10 protein-coding genes are annotated in these 20,216 nt (G+C 59.3%); 5 read left to right on the top strand and 5 right to left on the bottom strand.

Annotated features, from left to right (window positions below; genetic code table 11):
- The first annotated feature begins 45 nt into the window (after window positions 1-45).
- Genes H1B37_RS03525 through H1B37_RS03535 form a run of 3 tightly spaced genes read left to right on the top strand, consistent with a single transcriptional unit; the run spans window position 46 to window position 7,570 of the window.
- Window positions 46-4,158, top strand: a complete 4,113-nt coding sequence (locus H1B37_RS03525) for a DUF4175 family protein (protein ID WP_220498011.1) — start codon at window positions 46-48, stop codon at window positions 4,156-4,158.
- Window positions 4,155-6,554 carry a hypothetical protein gene (locus tag H1B37_RS03530; RefSeq protein WP_182865218.1) on the top strand — a complete coding sequence of 800 codons (2,400 nt, stop codon included), beginning with the start codon at window positions 4,155-4,157 and terminating at the stop codon, window positions 6,552-6,554. The genes H1B37_RS03525 and H1B37_RS03530 overlap by 4 nt, the downstream gene beginning before the upstream one ends.
- The gene (locus H1B37_RS03535; protein WP_182865219.1) at window positions 6,551-7,570 is read left to right on the top strand and encodes a hypothetical protein; all 1,020 of its coding nucleotides are present in this window, start codon (window positions 6,551-6,553) and stop codon (window positions 7,568-7,570) included. The genes H1B37_RS03530 and H1B37_RS03535 overlap by 4 nt, the downstream gene beginning before the upstream one ends.
- Window positions 7,571-7,835: 265 nt before the next feature.
- On the opposite strand, the gene H1B37_RS03540 is transcribed toward H1B37_RS03535, so the two are convergent.
- The 5 genes from H1B37_RS03540 to H1B37_RS33615 form a co-directional block, all read right to left on the bottom strand.
- Window positions 7,836-9,248, bottom strand: coding sequence for a hypothetical protein (locus H1B37_RS03540; protein WP_182865220.1), 1,413 nt, complete (start codon window positions 9,246-9,248; stop codon window positions 7,836-7,838).
- The gene (locus H1B37_RS03545; RefSeq protein WP_182865221.1) at window positions 9,245-11,791 is read right to left on the bottom strand and encodes a serine/threonine-protein kinase; all 2,547 of its coding nucleotides are present in this window, start codon (window positions 11,789-11,791) and stop codon (window positions 9,245-9,247) included. Before H1B37_RS03545 ends, H1B37_RS03540 begins: the two co-directional genes overlap by 4 nt.
- Window positions 11,791-12,468, bottom strand: coding sequence for a sigma-70 family RNA polymerase sigma factor (locus tag H1B37_RS03550; protein WP_182865222.1), 678 nt, complete (start codon window positions 12,466-12,468; stop codon window positions 11,791-11,793). Before H1B37_RS03550 ends, H1B37_RS03545 begins: the two co-directional genes overlap by 1 nt.
- Window positions 12,469-12,799: 331 nt before the next feature.
- The gene (locus H1B37_RS03555; RefSeq protein WP_286177368.1) at window positions 12,800-14,428 is read right to left on the bottom strand and encodes a prenyltransferase/squalene oxidase repeat-containing protein; all 1,629 of its coding nucleotides are present in this window, start codon (window positions 14,426-14,428) and stop codon (window positions 12,800-12,802) included.
- 228 nt (window positions 14,429-14,656) lie between these two features.
- Window positions 14,657-15,100, bottom strand: a complete 444-nt coding sequence (locus H1B37_RS33615) for a hypothetical protein (RefSeq protein WP_286177369.1) — start codon at window positions 15,098-15,100, stop codon at window positions 14,657-14,659.
- A gap of 207 nt (window positions 15,101-15,307) precedes the next feature.
- On the opposite strand from H1B37_RS33615, the gene H1B37_RS33620 reads away from it, so the two are divergent.
- Window positions 15,308-18,568: a PSD1 and planctomycete cytochrome C domain-containing protein gene (locus tag H1B37_RS33620; RefSeq protein WP_182865223.1), complete on the top strand. Its 3,261-nt coding sequence runs from the start codon at window positions 15,308-15,310 to the stop codon at window positions 18,566-18,568.
- Between the two features lie 164 nt (window positions 18,569-18,732).
- Entirely contained in the window at window positions 18,733-20,187 is a 1,455-nt protein-coding gene (locus H1B37_RS03570) for a DUF1501 domain-containing protein (protein WP_182865224.1), read from the top strand.
- Window positions 20,188-20,216: the final 29 nt, after the last annotated feature.

Consider the following 20,216-nt stretch of genomic DNA (forward strand, 5'->3'; position numbering starts at 1 on the left):
ACGATAATTGACCCACATCGAAATTCCGTCCCAGGCGACGAAACAATGAGCGACACACCTTCCATGGGGAACGACCTCCGGTTCGATTCCAAAGTTGGGATGGCCGAGCGTCAACTTTCGCGAATTCAACGCGAGATGCATCACGTGTCTCGTCGGATCCGGTCCAGGCACTTCTGGAGGTTGCTGGCCGTGTTCGCGATCCTGGCGATGTTGTTCGCATTGATGTTTCGCGGTGCCCAGTGGAGCGGACAGATCGGCGATGCCACGACGTGGTCGATGATCGCTGCGGTGTTGCTGATCGCCTTGATCGCCGCGCGCGCCCTGGCCGGACGTTTGGCCGGCGGAGTCCAGGCGACGGTGGCGCGAATTGAAAATGCATTTCCGGGACTGGGCGAACGGCTGATGACAACCGCCTGTTTGGACGCCCGGCAATCCAGCGGCCCGCTCGGGCAACATCTGATCGGTGAAACGCACGATCACTTCCGTTCGCATGACTGGCAAACGGTCGTTTCAAATCTGTCCCTGTGGGCGTCGCGGTTATTCGGCGCCGGTGCCATGGCCGCCGCCATCGGCGTCTCCATGATCGATTTCCGACAGGGCGCCGAAGGAATGCTGTTGCCAGGGGCCGCCACCTCCGCCGGCGATTTCAAGCAGGACGTGACCGTGCTGCCGGGCGATGTGTCGATCGAGCGCGGCACCAGCCTGGTCGTGACCGCCCAGTTCAGCGTGTCCGCTCCCGAATCGGCGACCTTGATCACCGAAAACGTCGACGGGACGCTGGCGGAAATTTTGATGAAACAAAACCTAAGCGACCCGATCGTCGGCGGGTTTTTGTCACGCGTCGACCAGCCGCTGACCTATCGAATCGAATCCCCGAATTGGAACAGCCAAGCGTTTTCGGTCGACGTCTTCGAATTCCCTGAATTGCGGCAAAGCGACGCCGTGTTGGAGTTCCCTCAATACACGCAAATGACGCCTCGAACCGTCGAGGATACCGTCAAGGTGAGCGTGGTCCAAGGAACCGAGGTGACGTGGCGATTGTTGTTGAACAAACCCGTCCTCTCGTGCACGTTCACCCGGACAAATGGCGACGTGATCGAGTGTGCGCCGGCGACTCAAACGGTGGATGCTAAGACGGGCGATCGATCGGAACCTTACGTAGCCTACCTCGCAACGGTCAAAGCGACCGAGTCCGAAACCTTTGTTTTGAATTTGGTGGACGACCAACAGCGAAAGAACAAGTACCCGCCCGAATTGTCGATCAAGGTGCTGCCCAATAAGCCGCCAAAACTGAAACTGGAAAAAGCTCGCGATGTGACCGTCTCGGCACTCCAGGAATTACCACTGCGCGCCACCGTCCGCGATGATTACGGGGTTTTGAAATCGGGGATCACCTACACGATCGAAAACGAACCCGAAGTGACGGTTGAACTTGCGCAAAACCTGAACCGCAACATCGACTCGACCGTCGATCACACGCTCGATTTCGAAGCGTTAAAGGCAAAACCGGACGACTTGGTCTCGTACTATTTCTGGGCCGAAGACATCGGCCCGGATGGTACGCCGCGGCGCACCGAAAGCGATCTCTTCTTTGCCGACGTCCGCCCCTTCGAAGAAATCTTTCGTCAAGGCGACTCGCCGCCCCCGTCTCAACCGGGCCAACCGTCGCCCCAACAACAGCAAGCCGAAGAACTCGCCAAACTGCAAAAACAGATCATCACCGCGATCTGGAATCAAATCCGTCTGGAACTGAGCGGCACGACACCCGCCCCCGAGGACATTCAGACGATCAGCGACTCACAAACCGATGCGATCGCTCAATTCCAGGAACTTGCCGGCAACTTGACCGACGCCGAATCAAAAAAGATCGGCGAGCGGGTTCTCGAAGCCATGCAGTCGACCGTCAAAAACTTGACCGCCGGCGACCTCGGTGAAAGCCGCTCGTCCGCTCAACGTAGTTTTTCCAACCTGCTGAAACTGAGGTCCCGCGAGTTCGAAATCACACGCCAACAGCGACAACAACAAAGTCAAGGCGGTGGCGGCGGCCAAAGTCGTCAACGACAGATCGACGACCTGGAACTGGACGAGGACGAAAACCGATACGAAACACAACAACAAGCCCAACAACAAACCGCAGCGCAGCAGGCCGCCGCGGAAGACCGTCAGGTTCTGAGCCGATTGCGCGAACTTGCCAAACGCACCGAGGATTTAACCGAAGAATTGGCGAAACTGCAATCGGCACTCGAACAGGCCGAAAACGAAGAGGAGGCCGAAGAGATCCGCCGTCAACTCAAACGCCTGCGCGAGCAGCAGCAAGAACTGCTCCGCCTGTCGGACGAATTGGAATCTCGCATGCGATCGGCCGAAAACAGCGAACGGATGAGCGAACAGGCAGACAAGTTGCAGGAGTCGCGAGAAGATCTGCAGCAAGCGACCAAAGCGACCGAACAAAACGACGCCTCGGCTGCACTCGCCGCCGGCCGACGTGCCGAACGCCAATTCGAAGAGCTGGAAGAGGAGTTTCGGAAACGCGCCGCCGGGGCCTTTGATGAAACGGTGCGTCAAATGCAGCGGGAGGCGACCGAACTGGAAAACGAACAGGAAAAGATTAGCCAATCGATGCGCGAGCAGGTCGAAAAAGCTTCGCCCGGACTTCGAGGCGACGAACAGACCGACGCCGCTCCACAGCAGCTTGAAAACCAAGCCCAACGATTCCGAGATCTGGTCGACAAGATGGAGCAAACCGTCAAAGACGCCCAAGAGGCCGAACCGCTGCTTGCCGAAAAACTGTACGACGGATTTCGCCAGGCGCGTCGGTCACAAACCGAGCAACAATTGGAAAACGCTGCCGAACTCGTCCGGCGAGGCTTCATGCCACAAGCCGAACAATTCGAACAGGAGGCTGCCGAGGGAATTGAGAGTCTGAGGCAGAGTATCGATGAAGCGGCCGACGCCGTCCTCGGAGACTCCACCGAAGGCCTGCGACGAGCGGCACAGCAACTCGAACAACTCGCCCGCGGCGCCGAACAAGAACTGCAACGCGAAGCTCCAGAAACCCAACAAGGCCAACAACAAGGCCAACAACAAGGACAACAACAAGGACAACAACAAGGCCAACAACAAGGCCAACAACAAGGACAACAACAAGGACAACAACAAGGACAACAACAAGGACAACAACAAGGACAACAACAAGGACAACAACAAGGACAACAACAAGGACAACAACAAGGACAACAACAAGGACAACAACAAGGCCAACAACAGGGCCAACAACAAGGTCAACAACAAGGTCAACAACAAGGCCAACAACAAGGACAACAACAAGGACAACAACAAGGACAACAACAAGGACAACAACAAGGACAACAACAAGGTCAACAACAGGGCCAACAACAGGGTCAACAACAGGGCCAACAACAGGGTCAACAACAGGGTCAACAACAAGGTCAACAACAGGGTCAACAACAAGGTCAACAACAAGGTCAACAACAAGGTCAACAACAAGGTCAACAACAAGGGCAACAACAAGGGCAACAACAAGGGCAACAACAAGGGCAACAACAAGGGCAACAACAAGGGCAACAACAAGGGCAACAACAAGGGCAACAACAAGGGCAGCAACAAGGGCAACAACAAGGGCAGCAACAAGGGCAACAACAGGGCCAGCGACAGCAGCCGGGGCTGCGGGGCGGGCCGCAGGAGTCGGCGGATTCGCGACCATCACGTCAAGATTCGCTCGGCGGCCGTTTTGCCGCTGAGTCACCGAGCGACGGTGGCGGGCCGATCGGTCCGCTGACCGGTGATTTTCGCAGCTGGTCCGATCAGATGCGTGACGTCGAAGAGATGGTGGGCGATGCCGATTTGCGTGCCCGAGCGGGCAGTATTCGCGACCGGGTTCGTCAAATGCGAGCGGACATGAAACGACACGGCGAGCCGCCGAAGTGGGAACTGGTCGAAGACCTTGTGGCGCAGCCGCTCAGGGAGTTGAAACGTGACGTGCGGGCGGAGTTGCTGCGCAGGACGGCGTCCAAAAATGAACTGGTTCCGATCGACCGCGACCCCGTGCCGGCTCAATTCACCGAAGCCGTCCGCCGCTACTACGAGAACCTCGGCAGTGCTGATTTGGGAACGGGATTGTCGGAGTCGCCAAGGTGAGCAGGACATTGGATTCATTTTCCCCCCTGATCGCAGAACTCGTCCTCGGGTCTCCCCGCTGGACGGTCCCCGCCATCGTCATCGGAACACTATTGACGTTCATGGTGCTGTGGAACTACGCCAAAACCGGTGGCAATCGAGTCCCCGGTGCGTGGTTTGGCGTCACTTTAAAACTCATCGCGATCGCGCTCCTGGCTGTCTGTTTGCTGCAACCGATGCAGCGTGGGGAACGTCCACGTCCGCGAGCCAATCTGTTGCCGGTGCTTGTCGACACCAGCGGTTCGATGGAGCTGAAAATTGGACGTGCGACCGACTCCTGGCGTGACCGGATTGAATCCGACATGTCTGCCGACTCACCGATCTTTGCTTCGATGGCGCAGGCGTTTGAGACGCGTATTTACGGATTCGACAAACGATTGGCCAGTGCCAGTGAAGTCGACGATTTGCGCCGCGGAGGAACGGGCAGCCGGCTGGTTGAAAACTTGAATGAACTGTCGCAACGACTCGACGGGCGACCGGTCGCCGGCGTGTTGCTGATGACCGACGGCAATTCGCCGGGCATGCCCCAGGATGCGGACGAATTGCCTGAATGGAAACACCCGATCTACCCCGTGATCCCCACGCAAACCTCGGGGCTGAACGATTTGCGGATCACCAGCACGACGGTGCGGCAAACGAATTTTGAGATCTCTCCGGTGACTCTTGCAGTGCAGTTCGCGATCGACGGATCCTTTCCCGGACCCGTGATCGCCAGACTGACTGACTTGGCGCAGAAGTCGGTGGTCGAAGAAAAGACGGTGCCTTTGCGGTCCAATGAAAACGCGTTCAGCGCGTCGTTCCAGTTCCGGCCCAACGACGTGGGGTTGCGTTTTTATCGTGTCGATCTGTTTCGTGAGACGGATCGCGGTGCGTTCGACGAACTCGACGGGCTAAAGGATGCCAATTCGTCGGAAACGACGTTGGTCAACAACACACGATTGATCGCGGTCGATCGAAAAGGCGGCCCCTACCGTGTTCTGTATGTCGCCGGACGTCCGAATTGGGAATTCAAGTTTTTGCGGCGGGCGATTTCCGAGGATGCGGAAGTTGAATTGACCGGGCTGATTCGTATGGCCAACAAAGAGCCCAAGTTCAGTTTTCGCGACAAAGAGGTGTCCAGTACCAACCCGCTATTCCAAGGTTTGGGCGAGGATGCCGAAGAGACGGCCGAGCAGTATGACGAACCCGTGATGATTCGAATCGGGGTGAAGGAGACCGAGGAGTTGGCGTCGGGGTTTCCGAAAGTGGAAGAGGAGCTGTTCGGGTTTGACGCCTTGATCCTGGATGACATCGAACCGGAGTTTTTTTCGCAGGACCAGCTTGAGATGGTGCGGCGGTTCGTTGCCTCGCGCGGAGGCGGCTTGTTGATGCTCGGCGGGCAAGAAATGTTCCGCGGGCGTTCGTTCGGTGATTCGTTCTTGGGTGATCTGTCGCCGGTCTATGTCGCTGCGTCCGCTGCGGGGTTGCCGGAACGGTTTTCGCTCTCGTTGACGCGTGAAGGCATGCTGCAACCGTGGATGCGATTGCGAAAGACCGCCGATGCCGAAACCAAGCGGTTGCGAACCATGCCCGCTTTTGATTCGGTCAACCGAGTCGGCAGCTTGAAACCGGGGGCGTATCCATTGGCGACCGTCAGTGGCGCCGATGGAACGAAGCAACCGGCAATCGCGGTCCAACGGTTCGGCAAAGGCAAGGTGGGGGCGATCAGTGTTGGCGACCTTTGGCGCTGGTCGATGCAACCCGATCCGCAAAACCCCGACGATGCCGCCCAGGCGTGGCGTCAAATCACGCGTTGGTTGGTCGGCGACGTTCCGCGACGAGCGGAATTGACGGTGAATCAGGGACCGCCCGAAGACGACTCGATGGTGCTGCGCGTCGACGCCTTTGATGAAGCCTACTTGCCGCTGGAGAATCCGACGGTCACCGTCAATGTGGTGCGTCCCGGTGGCGATTCGATCACGCTGGACGCCAAGCCGATCGGAGAGATTCCCGGGGCGTTTGCGGTCTCCTACTATGACGATCAGCCGGGCCAGTACATTGCGACCGCAGAAGTTCGTGCCGAAGACGGCGAACTGGTCGGTACGCCGACCGCCGGATGGACACGCCAGATCGCCGGACGTGAATTCGACACCTTGGGGATCAATCGACCGCTCTTGGAACGGATTGCTAAACAGAGTGGAGGCGACGTCATTCGGGAAGAGGATTTGGGTTTGTTTTCGCGGCGGCTGAAATCTGAAAAGGTCCCGGTGATGGAAACGTGGGTGTTTCCTCTTTGGCACCGCGGTTGGGTGATCGCGTTGGCGCTCGGCTGCCTGTGCGGAGAGTGGGGATTTCGTCGATGGAGGGGGCTGGCATGAGCAGCATTGGGAAGCGGATCGCGATTTTAGGGTTGATCATCGGTTTGCTCGGATCGCTCGCCCATGGTGACGACAACACGAAGCGAGTCGATGTGTTGGTGGTTGTCGGAGCAGCGGGGACGGACGAGTTCGGCGAGGCGTTCGCGCAGTGGGCTGAGGCATGGAAAGCGACTTGTGAGCGAGCAGAGCTTGCGATGCAAATCATTGGACCGGGACGGGCGGATTCTGGGACGACAGACAAAGATCAACTGAAAGCGGTGTTATCTGGCGAGGTTTCGTCCGTCAGCGTGCGCCCGCTGTGGTTGATTCTGATCGGACATGGAACGTGGGACGGAGCGTCGGCGGACTTTAATTTGGTCGGGCCTGACGTGAATGCGAAAGAGATCAACGCGTGGCTTGATTCAATGCAGCGTCCGCTGGTGATCGTCAATTGCACGTCTTCCAGCGGTCCGTTTATCAACCGGTTATCGGGGAAGGACCGGGTGATCGTGACGGCAACCAAGAGTGGATCGGAGCAGAACTATGCCCGATTCGGAGAATACTTTGCCGCCGCGTTTGGCGCCGCCGATGCCGACTTGGACCATGACGATTCGATCAGTGTGCGTGAAGCATTCCTTAAAGCTGCGGTGGAGGTCGACCGGTTCTACCGGGAACAAGGTCGGCTGGCGACGGAGCACGCGTTGCTGGACGACAACGGCGACAGAAAGGGATCTTCGTTGTCGCTCGTTTTGGGCAAGGCTACATCGAAAGAATCCGCGGCGATTGACGGCGACTTGGCCGGCCGTTTCAGCCTTCCGTTCGTCGACTCCGGGATTCAACTGACCGACCGGCAATTGAAGACGCGTGACGACATGGAATCGCAACTCCGCGCTTTGAGACAGCGGTTCAGCCAGTCCAATACCGAAACCCAAAAAGACCAGCTTCGGCAACAAGCCCTCCCGATTTTGCTGAAACTCGCCAATCTGTACCACCCAACCGAGCAGCCGTCCGGCGAACCACAACCGGTCAGTCCCTAAATTGTAGGAACCATTGTCCTCAATTGTTCCCCTCAGCCGCCTGGCTGAGGGGACGCATCGAATCTGCCCGCGGAGCGGTCAGGGGAACAGTGTAGGAACCATTGTCCTCAATTGTTCCGCTCAGCCGCCCGGCTGAGGGGACGCATCGAATCTGCCCGCGGAGCGGTCAAGGGAACAGTTGAGGACAACGGTTCTACATTGGCTGAGGGGACGCACCGACTCTGACCGCGGAGCGGTCAGCGGAACAGTGTAGGAACCATTGTCCTCAATTGTTCCGCTCAGCCGCCCGGCTGAGGGGATGCATCGACTCTGCCCGCGGAGCGGTCAGGGAAGGACGTCGTGAGCGCCGGCGGGTGCTGATGGCCAGTAGGCTCGCGACGACGAGGGCGCCGGGGTAGGCGATCCCGGAAAGTCGGATCGGGGTCGGGGCGTCGACGGCCTCCACTCTCGGCGGCTCTTCGCTCGCCAGCGCGTCAGCGAATTCGGAGGCGATGACTGCCAAGATCTCGCCGCGGAGCCCGCTCGTCAGGTCATCTCCGTCATCCACTGATGCGTCGGCGATCAGGCCGACACTGCGGTGCATCCCGACGGTGGCGTCCAGGACGACATCCACCATCGACGCGTTGATCGTCTGTGTGATGGCGGGCAATTCGGTTTCGCAGTGAATGTTGTCGATCAATCCGGTCGCTTCGCCAAACCAAGACGCGATCGTGTGATCGACCCCACGAAACTCGGACGGGACGTCGGCATCGTCGGTGGCATCGGCAATGTCGCGAAGACGCTGCAGGGTCTCACTGCCGAGTTCCCACGGTAACCCGGAACCGGTTGCGTCGGGGGATTGTTCCACGGCATTGAACGAGGGCAGGTGAATGATCGTTCCGTCGACCAATTGATCGACGTTGACCGTTGGCAAATGCAGCTCGCCGGGGGACAAGGCCGATTCTGGGAGCGGAACGATGGCCGCAGCGGCGTTTGAAATCGGTGCATCTGACACTGAAATCGCGTCGCTGGAGGTCGATTGTGAACGTGCGTCGACGTCGCGGTTTGTTTGCGGGAAGTCGCGATCGGGAACCGAGGTGCTGGGTGTCGTTTCGGACACGTCGCTGGGGGCGTGTGTCGCGCGATCAATCCCACTCGTGCCGACACTGGATCCGAGCCAGGCGAGGCGGTCGGCAAGCGCTTCTTCTTGACGCTCGGCGACACTCCCGGACGTGAGTTCAGGATCCGGCCGCGCCGCTGTCGTCTCAGTCGACGACAACGGCACATGGATGACGTTGACAGGTGTCAGTGTAGAGGATGAACGCTGGGGATTGCCGTTTTGCCGCAGTGATTCAGATTGCGGAGAGCCGTTGCGGAATGAATCGCCGGGCCGTGACATCACGCGCAGGGATTCGGCGTGGGAGCGTCCTCCAATAAGTTGGTTGCTCGAACGAACTGACGAGGTCCGATCACTGGAGCCGTGGTTCTGCGGTGCCCCATGTCGCTCCGAGGCGGCCTGGAACGTGGATCCGATGATCGCTGGGCGATCGGTCCGATGGTCGGCCCGGTCGCTTGAATCAAGCCGTTCGTTTTGCTGTAACTGCCAATGGGTGATCTCTGCGAACAGTTCGCCGGCCAGCAAACAACGGGATTCCAGCCGTTCGAGCATCAACGCTCGCGGTGTCTCGATGAAACTCATGAGGCAGCCTTCCGAATCGAGGCGTCGGTCGATGCGACCGTGTGATAGTTTTGCCGATGCTTTTCAAGATAGTCTCGGAACCGCTTGACTTCCGGAGCCAGACGCACGGCGGCCGATTGATGCTCGATCGCCTCATGGTACGCTTGGGCGGCGGCCAGGCCGTCGCCGAGTTGCTGGTGCAGGAACCCGAGGTTGTTCAATACACCGCCGAGCATGCTGCGAGTTTCCGCATCGGTGCTGAATTGTGTCGCCAGCGGGCGACCGAGCGTGAGTGCTTCGTCGAACGCCGCGCGGGCGTTGGCGACGCTGCCGGTCTTGGAATACGCCAAGCCCAGATGGTTGTAGCTAAGGACGAGATCACGGCGGTAGGCAGCGTGTTCGGGCCAGCGAGCGAGGAGTTCGCGGCCGATTTCGATGGCGCGGTTGAAGGTATCGATCGCGTCTGGATTGCGTCGTGCGGCCGACTGGGCGGCACCGAGTGTGTTGAGGGTGACGATCGTCTGTGTCGCCAATTTGGCGTTGCCACGGTCTGCTTGAAGGGCATCGAGTTGTCCGGAAAGCGCTTGGCGGGCATACTCCACCGCGCGGTCGGGCGCCGTGCCGGTCAACAATCCACTCAGGTTGCCGCGGACGGTGGCCAGTTGTCGCTGGATGCCCGGATCGGATTTCTGGTCGCTTGTGGTCAGCAAATCGATGGCTTCCAAGTAAGTCGCTTCGGCTTGAGCATTGGCATCGGTTTGGTTGAGCAACAAGCCGAGGTTGTTCAAACTGGTCGCAAGCGCCAAAGTCACCGACGGTTTCTGCTGCCCGCGTGTCCGAGTGGCGATCGTCCGCTGTGTGGCAATGGCGCGGGCGAAGAAGCGGGCCGCTTCGGCCAGCTGTCCTGATCGGACGTGTGCTTGAGCCAGATTGTTTTGGCTGGTGGACCATTCGAGACGAATTGCGTCGGTGGCCTTTGGCGGGCCGGCGAGTTGTGCGTACAACGATTCGCTTTGGGTCAGCGAGGCGATCGCTTGGTCATGGTCGCCCAGTTCCGCATGCAGCGACCCGATCTTGCCGAGCGTCACCGCCAAGTCTCTCCGCAGCGTCGGGTCATTCATCGCGCCCGCCGCGAACCGCTGATAATAGTCCAGGGTATCGATCAGCAATTGACGACGCACCGGGTCGGCGGCGGGGATGTTCTTCAGTTGCTCCGCGCCTTGTAATCCCAGTCGGTCGACGGCGTCCCGCGCCTCCGCTTCGCCCCGCATCGCGCGGATGGCACTGGCATCGGACGCCTGTTTTGCCGCGGCCAGTTGGGCGTTCATGAAGGCCGATCCGACGAATGCGAAAGAAACGATCACGACACCGGTCATCACCACGCTGCGGTGCATGGCTGCAAAGCGGCCGATGCGATCGGCGATCGAGGGCGGCCGGGCGAGGGTCGGTTGTCCGTCGAGGACGCGTGTCAAATCGGCGGCGAAGTCCGCGGCGGTGTCGTATCGGCCTTCACGACGTTTCGACATCGCTTTGGCGATCACGGTTTCCAAGTCGCGGGGCAGATCGGGGCGAAGACTGCGTAGCGGCGCGACGTCTTGTTGGTCGATCTGTTTCAAGATCGTCGGCGCGTCGTTGCCGTTATGGGCCGGACGCAGCGTCAGCATTTCGTACAGCGTCACTGCGAGCGAGTAGATGTCGGCCCGTCCGTCGATCATCGCGGTCTCGCCGCGCGCCTGTTCGGGGCTCATGTACCGCATCGTGCCGATGACGTCGCCCGAACGCGTCAACGTGACGTCGTTTTGGCGGCGGGCGAGACCGAAGTCGGTGATCCAGATTTTTCCCGTGTGGTCCAGCATCAAATTAGACGGTTTGACGTCCCGATGGATCACGCCGTTCTCATGAGCGACCTGCAACGCGCCGGCAATGTCGATCGCCCAGCGAATGATCTGGTTGGTTCCAAGCTGCAATCCCTCCGACGATCCCGTGCGGCCACGCGACACCAGATCATCGATCGATTCGCCGTCGATAAACTGCATCGCGTAATAATGCACACCACGCTCGCTGCCGACGCTATAGATCGGCACAATGTGGGGGTGTTGAAGCAAGCCCGCGGCGTGAGCTTCGTTTTTGAAGCGAGCGATCTGACGTGAATCGAGCAAGGACGCGAGCGGAAGCAGTTTGATCGCGACGCGGCGATCGAGTGATTGCTGGCTGGCTTCGTAGACGATCCCCATTCCGCCGCGACCGATTTCACGAAGAATCGCAAAATCACCGAGCGTCATTTTGTCCGTGTGTTCCGGCGAAGGCGTTTCGTTGGGGGCATGAAACCCGGGCACGACGCCGTACAACGCGTCCAGCTTTTCCAAGTAGGTTGCAAAGACTTCCGCAAGGTCCGGGTTCTCGCGGGACACTTGGTCGACGTTCAACCGTTGTCCGTGTTCAAGTGCGATCAAATACTGATCGAGCAACTCGGTCAAACGTGTTTGCTGGTCTTCGTTCAGACCGTCCAGCCCCTCGGTCGGCGACCGACTGTCATCCAACTGGGATTGATTGAGCGCCACCATCAGTCTGCCGAAACCGCTGTTTTAAAGCTCTCCAGTGCCCGCAGCCAAAGCATGCGGACCGCCCCACAATTGCGGTCCATTCGTTGGGCGATCTCGTCAAAGGAAAGCCCTTGCAGCACACGCAACACGATGACTTCGCGGTAATGGGGGCGGAGTTTGCTGAGCTGGTCGGCCAACAACACGGCACTCTCGCGTTCTTGAAGCGGAGCGCTGGGCGAGGGATCTCGACCCGGCAACAGCCCCGCCAAGTTGCAGGCGGAATTGTCCATCCGTTGGCTGACGGATTCCAATGAGACTTCGCGGCGGATGTCTCGCTTTTCCACCTTGACGTGCTTTTTGAAACTGCGATGCAAGGTGTGGATCAAAATCGTTCTCAACCAACACAGCAACTCTCCCTGGCTGGTTCCACGAAAGCATGCAAAGTCCTGGTGGGCGGCCAACATCGCTTCTTGAACGATGTCCGAGGGGTTCAAGCGACGGCGCAGCCGCCGGTCGAGTTGGGTGCTGGCCAAGATCGTCAGGTAGTTGCTGTACCACTGCAACAATTGCCCGAGCGCGTCGCGGTTGCCGCTGCGGGCGTGGGCGAGCAGATTCAGAAATTCGGTGTCACCGTCGACGTCGATCTGCGACGGCGAGTGGGAGGACCGAGAGGAGAGGGAAGATTCGGTGGCGACCATGGTGTTGGATTGGGAGGAGAAAAACGCGAGGTCGTTGGATAAGTGTTTTCAGTTGATTTTTACCGGCGACGATTGATCAGGGAAACGAACATTCGTTGCACTGGTTCGAATCGGCGACGCTGTCGAGGGGCAAAAGGGACCGTTGGTGGCAACGGAACGCATGGTTTTGCCCTTGCCGGAGAGCAATGCGCAGTTTCAACGTTGAAAGGGACATCGATTTTCAACGTTGTCACGTTTTTGGGGCAAAAGGAAAGAAAATCGCGAGATTTTTTGAACGTGAAAGACCGCTCGTCCTGCTGTCCGGAGCGACGGAACGGTGGCGCCGGCCGGATCAAAGGTCTGCAACGTCCGAGTCGGGGTCGTACAGCGGCATGTGTCGGTAGTAGACTTCCAGGCAGTACAGGGAAAAGCAGGTGGTGTAGAGCCTGCCGGCATGGCGGCCCCAGGCGTCGTTTTGCGGGGACCAGCTGCCACGCTCGCGACCACGCAACACTTGGTGGGCCGGCAATTCGGTTTTCAGTTTGTCGTTCCACTCGGTCCAAAGTGGTCCGCCGTAGTGGTGGAGGGCTTGGGTGGCGTAATACCAATAATAGACGTCGGGTTCGTGAAAGCTGATCGGATGGTTGCTGACCAATGCCCCCAGACCTTGCGTCATGCCGGGCACATTACGATGCCATCCCATGTATTGACGACACAGCAAGGCTTCGGCCGTCATCGAGGGTGACGCCACATCGCCGGCCATGTACGAGTAACCCACGGCGTAGTAATCGTTTGGTCCACCGGCGCTGACCGAATCGAGGTAGCGGCCGACGTTCGGCCAGATCGATGGATCGACATCCAATCCGGCCGCTTCACCACTTTTCAGGCCCATCACGAACCAGCCGGTGACCGAGGTGTCACTATCGTACCGTGGCTGATACCGCCAACCGCCTTGCGACGCCTGGGCGCGGACTGCGAAATCACAGGAGCGTTGGGCATAGGTCAGCAGCCAGGTGTTGCGGCTCATCGCATACAGTTCGCACAGCGCGATCATCGCTTGCGCTTGCGCGTACATTTTTTCATGCGGCGCCGATCGGCCTGCCATCAATCCTTGGCGGTCTTGTTGTTTGACCAGCCAACGGACGGCGCGCAACAGTTCTTTTCGGTAGGGACCTTTCTCGTGAGTGCTGCCGGCGCCCATCAGTGCGATCATGGCCATCGCGGTCGCGCTGACCTTGTTCTCCGATCGGGCGCCGTCGGAATACGGCCCGCGCAGACTCCAGCTGCCGTCATCGAGCTGCTGACGTTTCAGCCATTGCAGCCCCAATGCGACGGCATCTTCGGTCGCTTGGGTCCCGCCTGCCTTTCGAAGCAACTCCTGTTTCATCGCCCCGCTGCGGCCGCCGAACATGTTTGTCGGGGACGATGGCAATTTGACGATCGACGGTTGCGCGGCCAAGTCATCGGTCTTCAGCGCCGGAGCGAGTGAGGCCAATTCGATCGACGCGACCTCGTCAAACGGATCAATGTCCAATTCCCTCTCAGACAGGGTTTCGGTCGTCAAATCTTCCAGCTGGATCGGTTCGATCGAAAACTCGACGAACTCTTGCGTCGTCGCGTCGGGCCCTTGAGTGATGGTCAGCACCAGGTTGCCGATCTGGCCGGACGAGGTGCTGATGAACGCCAACAGCAGGAGCATCAACAGGTGGACGATCAAACTGAACAGCCACGCCGGCATCTCTTCAAGCTTACGTTGGAGTGTTCGGTAGTGAAACCGACCCTCGAATGAATCCACGCCCTCGGCCGACGGTGCGGCGGGCGGTGGTGGATTCAGCGGCGCCCCGGACGCATCGGCCTCACGAGACCGTTCGCCGCGCCAGCGACTCTGGGGCGGCGGGTTGATCCGCTGCGGCCGCCGAGCGGGGAGAACGACGGGCGGCAGCATCGGCGTCATGACCGTGGAATGAGAAGAGTTTTGCATCGAGCGGTCTGTGCGTGAGAGAAGCAAGTGGGGCCGCGCCGGGCGGCTGAGCGAAATGCTCCGATGACGGGCCTTCAATGGTCTGATGCGATCGAGCGATTCGGCGGGCAACACCACAACGACGCGCACCACTTGTCAAAGGGTGGAATCCAAGGGAGACCATCTTCTGGCGAAGGGAGCTACGTTTGGCGGTCATCGCGGCGCTGCCCTGGCGATACGACGACGCGACTAAGGGGCCTTGGTCGAGACAAACGCGTAGCGGTCGCCGGAGTCCTCGCCGGACTGGCGATTCTGTTTTTCTACCAGCACGGCGATTCGTGCAGCCCGCGCCGCCCGTTTGGCTTCGGCCCGCGCCATCCGCATCGGCAGGATGCGTTGTTCGTATTCGGTGCGCGCCAGACGCTGACGCAGCGCGTTTTGGTACGCCAACGCTTGGATCTGGTTTTGGACGCCCGCGGCGTACTGCTGGGCCGTCAAGACCATCGATTGGGGATAGACCGATGCCAACGTGTTGGACGCGTAAGGATTCGTCTGAATCAGCGGCGTCCCGCTGCCGGTCGGCATTCCGCCTCCCCTGCCCCCGCTGCATTGGGCAAGCACCTGGCTGGACGAACACATCATCAAGCCTGCCAATCCCACCCCCAGGAACAAAGCCGTTTGCTTTCCGATCACGATACACCTCCGCGCGTGCGCTGAACTGAGAAAAGACGAAGCCGCTGTCCGGCTCACTGTTTCCAATGGGGAACATCGGCCAAACGGGCGCCACGGCGAATTTTGAAGGTGCCGATCGAATCGTATGGCGCACCATCACGCGCGCACGGCTCCGCAGCGGCTAGAATGGTGCTTCGTTAATCACATCACCGGGTGGGCAGGAAACCGATGCACCGAAATTTTGGGTACGCCGTTTGGGGGCCGCTTTTGTTTGCGGTCGTGTTTTCGGCTGGAATTCAAGCCGCGGAAATCAATTTCGTCCGCGACGTGCAACCAATCTTTCAGAAACATTGCGTCTCCTGTCACGGGCCGGAGAGCCAGAAAAGCGGCTTGCGGCTGGACATCAAATCCGAGGCCTTCAAGGGAGGCGACGGATGGGGGCCGAGCCTGGTGGCCGGTCGAGCCGACGAGAGCCCGGTCATCGAACTGGTCACCAGTGACGACGAAGATTCGCGGATGCCGCCGGAGGGGGATCCGTTGTCGACGGCCGAGATTCGGGTGTTGACCGAGTGGATCGATTCCGGCGCCGTGTGGCCCGATGGGGTGGATCTTGCCGAATTAGAAGATCGGCTGGATCACTGGTCGTTCAAGCCGATGACGTCTCCATCGGCTCCCGAAGTCCAGCGTCGCGATTGGCCTCGCAATCCGATCGATCGTTTCGTGCTCTCACGATTGGATCGGGACGGGTTGTCGCCAGCGTCTGAATCGGATGCAGTGAGTTGGTTGCGACGCGTCAGTATTGACTTGACCGGGCTGCCACCGACACCGCGGGAAGTGAGCGAGTTCATCGAGCAGGCCAGACGTGGCGAAGCAGCCTACGCCGGCGCGGTGAACCGGTTGCTCCAGTCGCCTCGTTACGGCGAACGTTGGGCCCAGCATTGGTTGGACGTCGTGCGTTATGCAGACACCCACGGATTTGAAGTCAACACCGAGCGTCCCCATGCGTGGCCCTACCGCGATTACGTGATCGCCGCGATGAACGCGGACACGCCCTACGATCGATTCATCAAAGAACAGATCGCCGGTGACGCATTGGGGGCCGACGCCGCGACGGGGTTTCTGGTGACCGCGTCCGTGTTGTTGCCGGGACAGATCGGCAAGGACGCACCGTCGATGCGGTTGGCTCGTCAAGACGCGTTGGATGAAATCGTGAACAACGTGTCGCAGACCTTTCTGGGGTTGAGTGTCGGTTGCGCCCGTTGTCACGACCACAAATTCGATCCGATCAGCGCAAAGGATTATTACAGCATGCAGGCGTTTGTCGCCGGTGTGGAATATGGCGATCGAAAGTTGCGCACACCACACAGCGAGGCGCTGGAGCGACAGGCGGATGCGTTTCGCAAACGCGTGGCTGACATCGACGGTCGATTGGCCCAGTTGGTGCCACCGGCCAGACCACGCTTCGATCAGGATCTGAAGCCGTATACCAGCAATGCGCGTGAGAATATCGAGCAGTTCGAACCGCTGGATGCACGGTTCGTGCGTTTTACGATACATGACGCCAATTTGCACCCCGGTCTCGGTTTGATCGAGCCCTGTCTGGATGAGTTTCAAATCTATACCGACGATGCCAATCCGCGCAACGTCGCCCTGGCATCCCACGGCACCAAGGTCACCGCGTCGGGCAGCCGGACGTCGTCCAATCACAAATTGGAACACATCAACGATGGCCAATTCGGAAACTCGCGAAGCTGGATGTCCGACTCCAAGGGCACCGGATGGGTGATGTTTGAATTGCCGGATTCCACTCGGATCTCGAAAATCGCCTGGGGCCGCGATCGAACGGGAAAATTCACCGACCGACTTGCCACGGCATACACTTTGGAAGCCGGTCCGTCGATCGATCAACTGCGGACGCTGAAACACGTCCCGCCACAGCGTTCCGGCGTGAACGCTGCGGTGAACATCGACCGGTTTGCGGCGGTTCGGGCGAAACGATTGCGGTTGACGGTACTTGCAACGAACAGTCTTGAACCGTGCATCGACGAATTGGAAGTGTTCGATCGTGCCGGTCAGAACATCGCGCTGGCAACCGCCGGAACGACGGTCACCACATCCAGCGATACGGTGGTCGCCGACCGCCACGAACCAGGGTTTATTCATGACGGTCGGTATGGCAATTCCCGCAGTTGGATGTCCGGTCAGTCCGGTGGCGGCTGGGTACAACTTGATTTTCCTGCCGAGCAGGAGATCGTGCGCGTGGTGTGGGGCCGCGATCGGACCGGGAAGTTTCAGGACCGTTTGGCGACCGAGTATCGAATTGAAACAGCGATCGAGGAAGACTGGCAATTGGTGGCCGATTCCAGCGATCGACGTCCCTATTCCGCGGATCAAACGCCTTCCCCGTTTTCAACGGTCGGATTGAACGACGATGAAACGCGACTGGCCAACCGATTGCTCGCTGAAAAGCGATCGATGGAACAAAGAATCAAGAGTGCTGAGCGTGGCCAGCTCGCGTTTGCGGGAACGTTTCGTCAACCTGATGAGATTCACCGACTTCACCGCGGCGATCCCGAACAGCCTCGGGAAGCGGTTGCGCCGGCCGTGCTGAGCGCGATCGGACAGTTGGCCTTGCCGATCGATTCTGCCGAACAAGAGCGACGTCGATCCCTGGCCGATTGGATCGCCGCCCCCCAGAACCCGCTGACCGCTCGCGTGATGGTCAACCGGATCTGGCAAGGGCACTTCGGGACCGGACTTGTCGACACGCCGAATGATTTCGGCCGCAACGGGACTGCCCCGACGCACCCCAGATTGTTGGACTGGCTGGCGCAGGAGTTCATTCGATCGGGCTGGTCGGTCAAACACATGCACCGGATGATTGTTTTGTCGTCGACCTACCGCCAATCCAACCAATTTGATCCGCAAGCGGCGGCGCTGGACGCCGATGTTCGTTTGCTGTGGCGTTATCCATCGCGACGCTTGGACGCCGAAGCCATTCGCGATGCGATGCTTGCCGCCAGCGGTCAATTGAACCTGACAATGGGCGGTCGCGGATTCAATCTGTTCAACAAACGTGGCGGATTGTCCGGATTCACGCCGGTCGAGTCGTTTCGGGAGGACGGACTGCGGCGGATGATCTACGCACACAAGGTTCGACGGGAACGTGATGCGGTGTTCGGGGCGTTCGACTGCCCCGACGCGGGCCAAAGCACCGCCCGCCGAATCGAATCGACCACGCCGATCCAAGCATTGAATCTGTTGAACAGTCGGTTCACGATCGAGGCCGCGGCGGCACTGGCCGAACGCGTGACGGCCGAAGCGGGGAACGAACTCGGCGACCAGATCCGCCGCGCCTATCAAGTCGTCTTCAATCGAGATCCCGAGCCGGTGGAGTTGGGCCAGACGATTCCTATCGTCCGCGAGTATGGATTAGAAACCCTTTGTCGAGCGATGTTCAACAGCAATGAGTTTTTGTTTTACCCCTGATTCGCATAACACGAGCATACGTGTTGGTGTCCAGACTTTAGCCACCCAGGGTCGCTGCTTCGCAGCGACGGGAAATCGCCTGAAGGCTAGACACCAACGGTTGCTAATCCCTTTCGACTGCTGCTCGGACCTTTCATTCCTGATCCGCTTCCAATCCTTGCGAAATGAATTCACTCTCCCCCAACGGACATCGATTCCTAAACCGACGCAACTTTCTGGGCGGATCGGCCGGGGCGCTCGGTTCGATCGCACTGTTGGATTTATTGTCCGGAGATCACCTGCTGGCGGCGCGTCCGAGGATCGATCCGGCGCGTCCCTTCGCGCCCCGCGAAAGTCACTTTCCCGGAAATGCGAAACGCGTCGTCGTGATTTTCTGCGCCGGAGCGGTCAGCCAGCTTGAAACTTGGGACTACAAGCCGGAACTGATCAAGTTCGATGGCCAACCTCTTCCCGACGGCCCGGCGGTTACCTTTCAAGGCCCCGCGGGAAATCTGGCGCGACCACAATACAGGTTTCGGCAACGTGGCCAGACGGGAAAGTGGGTCAGCGACATGATCCCGCATCTGGCGGAACTGACCGACGACATCGCGTTCATCCACTCGCTGACCAGCAAAAGCAACACGCACGGTCCGGCGGAAAATTTTCTTTCGACCGGGACGCCGCTGGACGGCTTCCCCAGTTTGGGATCTTGGGCCAGCTATGCCCTGGGCAGCGAAAATCAAGATTTGCCCGCCTATGTCGCCATCCCCGATCCGCGCGGCGTCCCACAAAACGGGTCCAACAATTGGGGGCCGGGATTCTTACCCGCCGCGTTTCAGGGCACACCACTCAGTTCCAAGGAACCGATCCGACATCTGAAGGCGCCGATGGTGTCCGCCGGAGCCGATCGCGCGGCACGTTCCTTGCTGCAGCAGATGAATCAACGCCATTTGCAGCAACATCCCGGCGACAACAAGTTGGCCGCGCGGATCGCCAGCTATGAACTTGCCGCCCGAATGCAATTGAGTGTTCCGGAGATCACCGACTTGAGTTCCGAACCGGAGTATTTGTTAAAGAGCTATGGGGCCGATGATGAATCCAATCCGGTCCGCGCGGCGTTCGCGCGCAACTGCATTCTCACCCGCCGGTTGATCGAAAGCGGCGTCCGGTTTGTGCAGCTGTTCAACGGTGCGTATGCCAGCGGCGGAGAACTCAACTGGGACGGACACAACAAGTTAAAGGAGCAATATGACAAGCACGCCGCCATCCTGGATCAACCCGTCGCCGCGATGATCAAGGACATGAAGGCGCGGGGTTTGCTGGAAGACACGCTGGTGATCTGGTGCACCGAATTTGGGCGGATGCCATTTTTCCAGAAAGGATCCAAGGGCCGCGATCACAACCCCGATGGATTCACGTGCTGGATGACCGGGGCGGGGATCAAGCCGGGGATCAGCCACGGCGTGACCGACGACCTGGGACAAAAGGCCGTCGGTGACGTTCATCCGCTGTACGACTTCAATGCCACCATCCTGCATCTGTTGGGCCTGGATCACGAGCGTTTAACGTTCCAGCACAACGGCATCGAACGTCGACTGACAAACGTCGAAGGCCACGTCATCGGCGAAATCCTGGCGTGAGATCGAAGCGGATGTCGTCAATGGTTTAC

Source organism: Stieleria mannarensis, assembly GCF_014154935.1.
Lineage (GTDB): Bacteria > Planctomycetota > Planctomycetia > Pirellulales > Pirellulaceae > Stieleria > Stieleria mannarensis.

Excerpts from the sequence above, each read along its gene's own strand:
- H1B37_RS03545 (WP_182865221.1), bottom strand. The coding sequence starts at position 11,791 with ATGGTGGCGCTCAATCAATCCCAGTTGGATGACAGTCGGTCGCCGACC.
- H1B37_RS03555 (WP_286177368.1), bottom strand. The coding sequence starts at position 14,428 with ATGCAAAACTCTTCTCATTCCACGGTCATGACGCCGATGCTGCCGCCC.
- H1B37_RS33620 (WP_182865223.1), top strand. The coding sequence starts at position 15,308 with ATGCACCGAAATTTTGGGTACGCCGTTTGGGGGCCGCTTTTGTTTGCG.
- H1B37_RS03540 (WP_182865220.1), bottom strand. The coding sequence starts at position 9,248 with ATGAGTTTCATCGAGACACCGCGAGCGTTGATGCTCGAACGGCTGGAA.
- H1B37_RS03535 (WP_182865219.1), top strand. The coding sequence starts at position 6,551 with ATGAGCAGCATTGGGAAGCGGATCGCGATTTTAGGGTTGATCATCGGT.
- H1B37_RS03570 (WP_182865224.1), top strand. The coding sequence starts at position 18,733 with ATGAATTCACTCTCCCCCAACGGACATCGATTCCTAAACCGACGCAAC.
- H1B37_RS03550 (WP_182865222.1), bottom strand. The coding sequence starts at position 12,468 with ATGGTCGCCACCGAATCTTCCCTCTCCTCTCGGTCCTCCCACTCGCCG.
- H1B37_RS03525 (WP_220498011.1), top strand. The coding sequence starts at position 46 with ATGAGCGACACACCTTCCATGGGGAACGACCTCCGGTTCGATTCCAAA.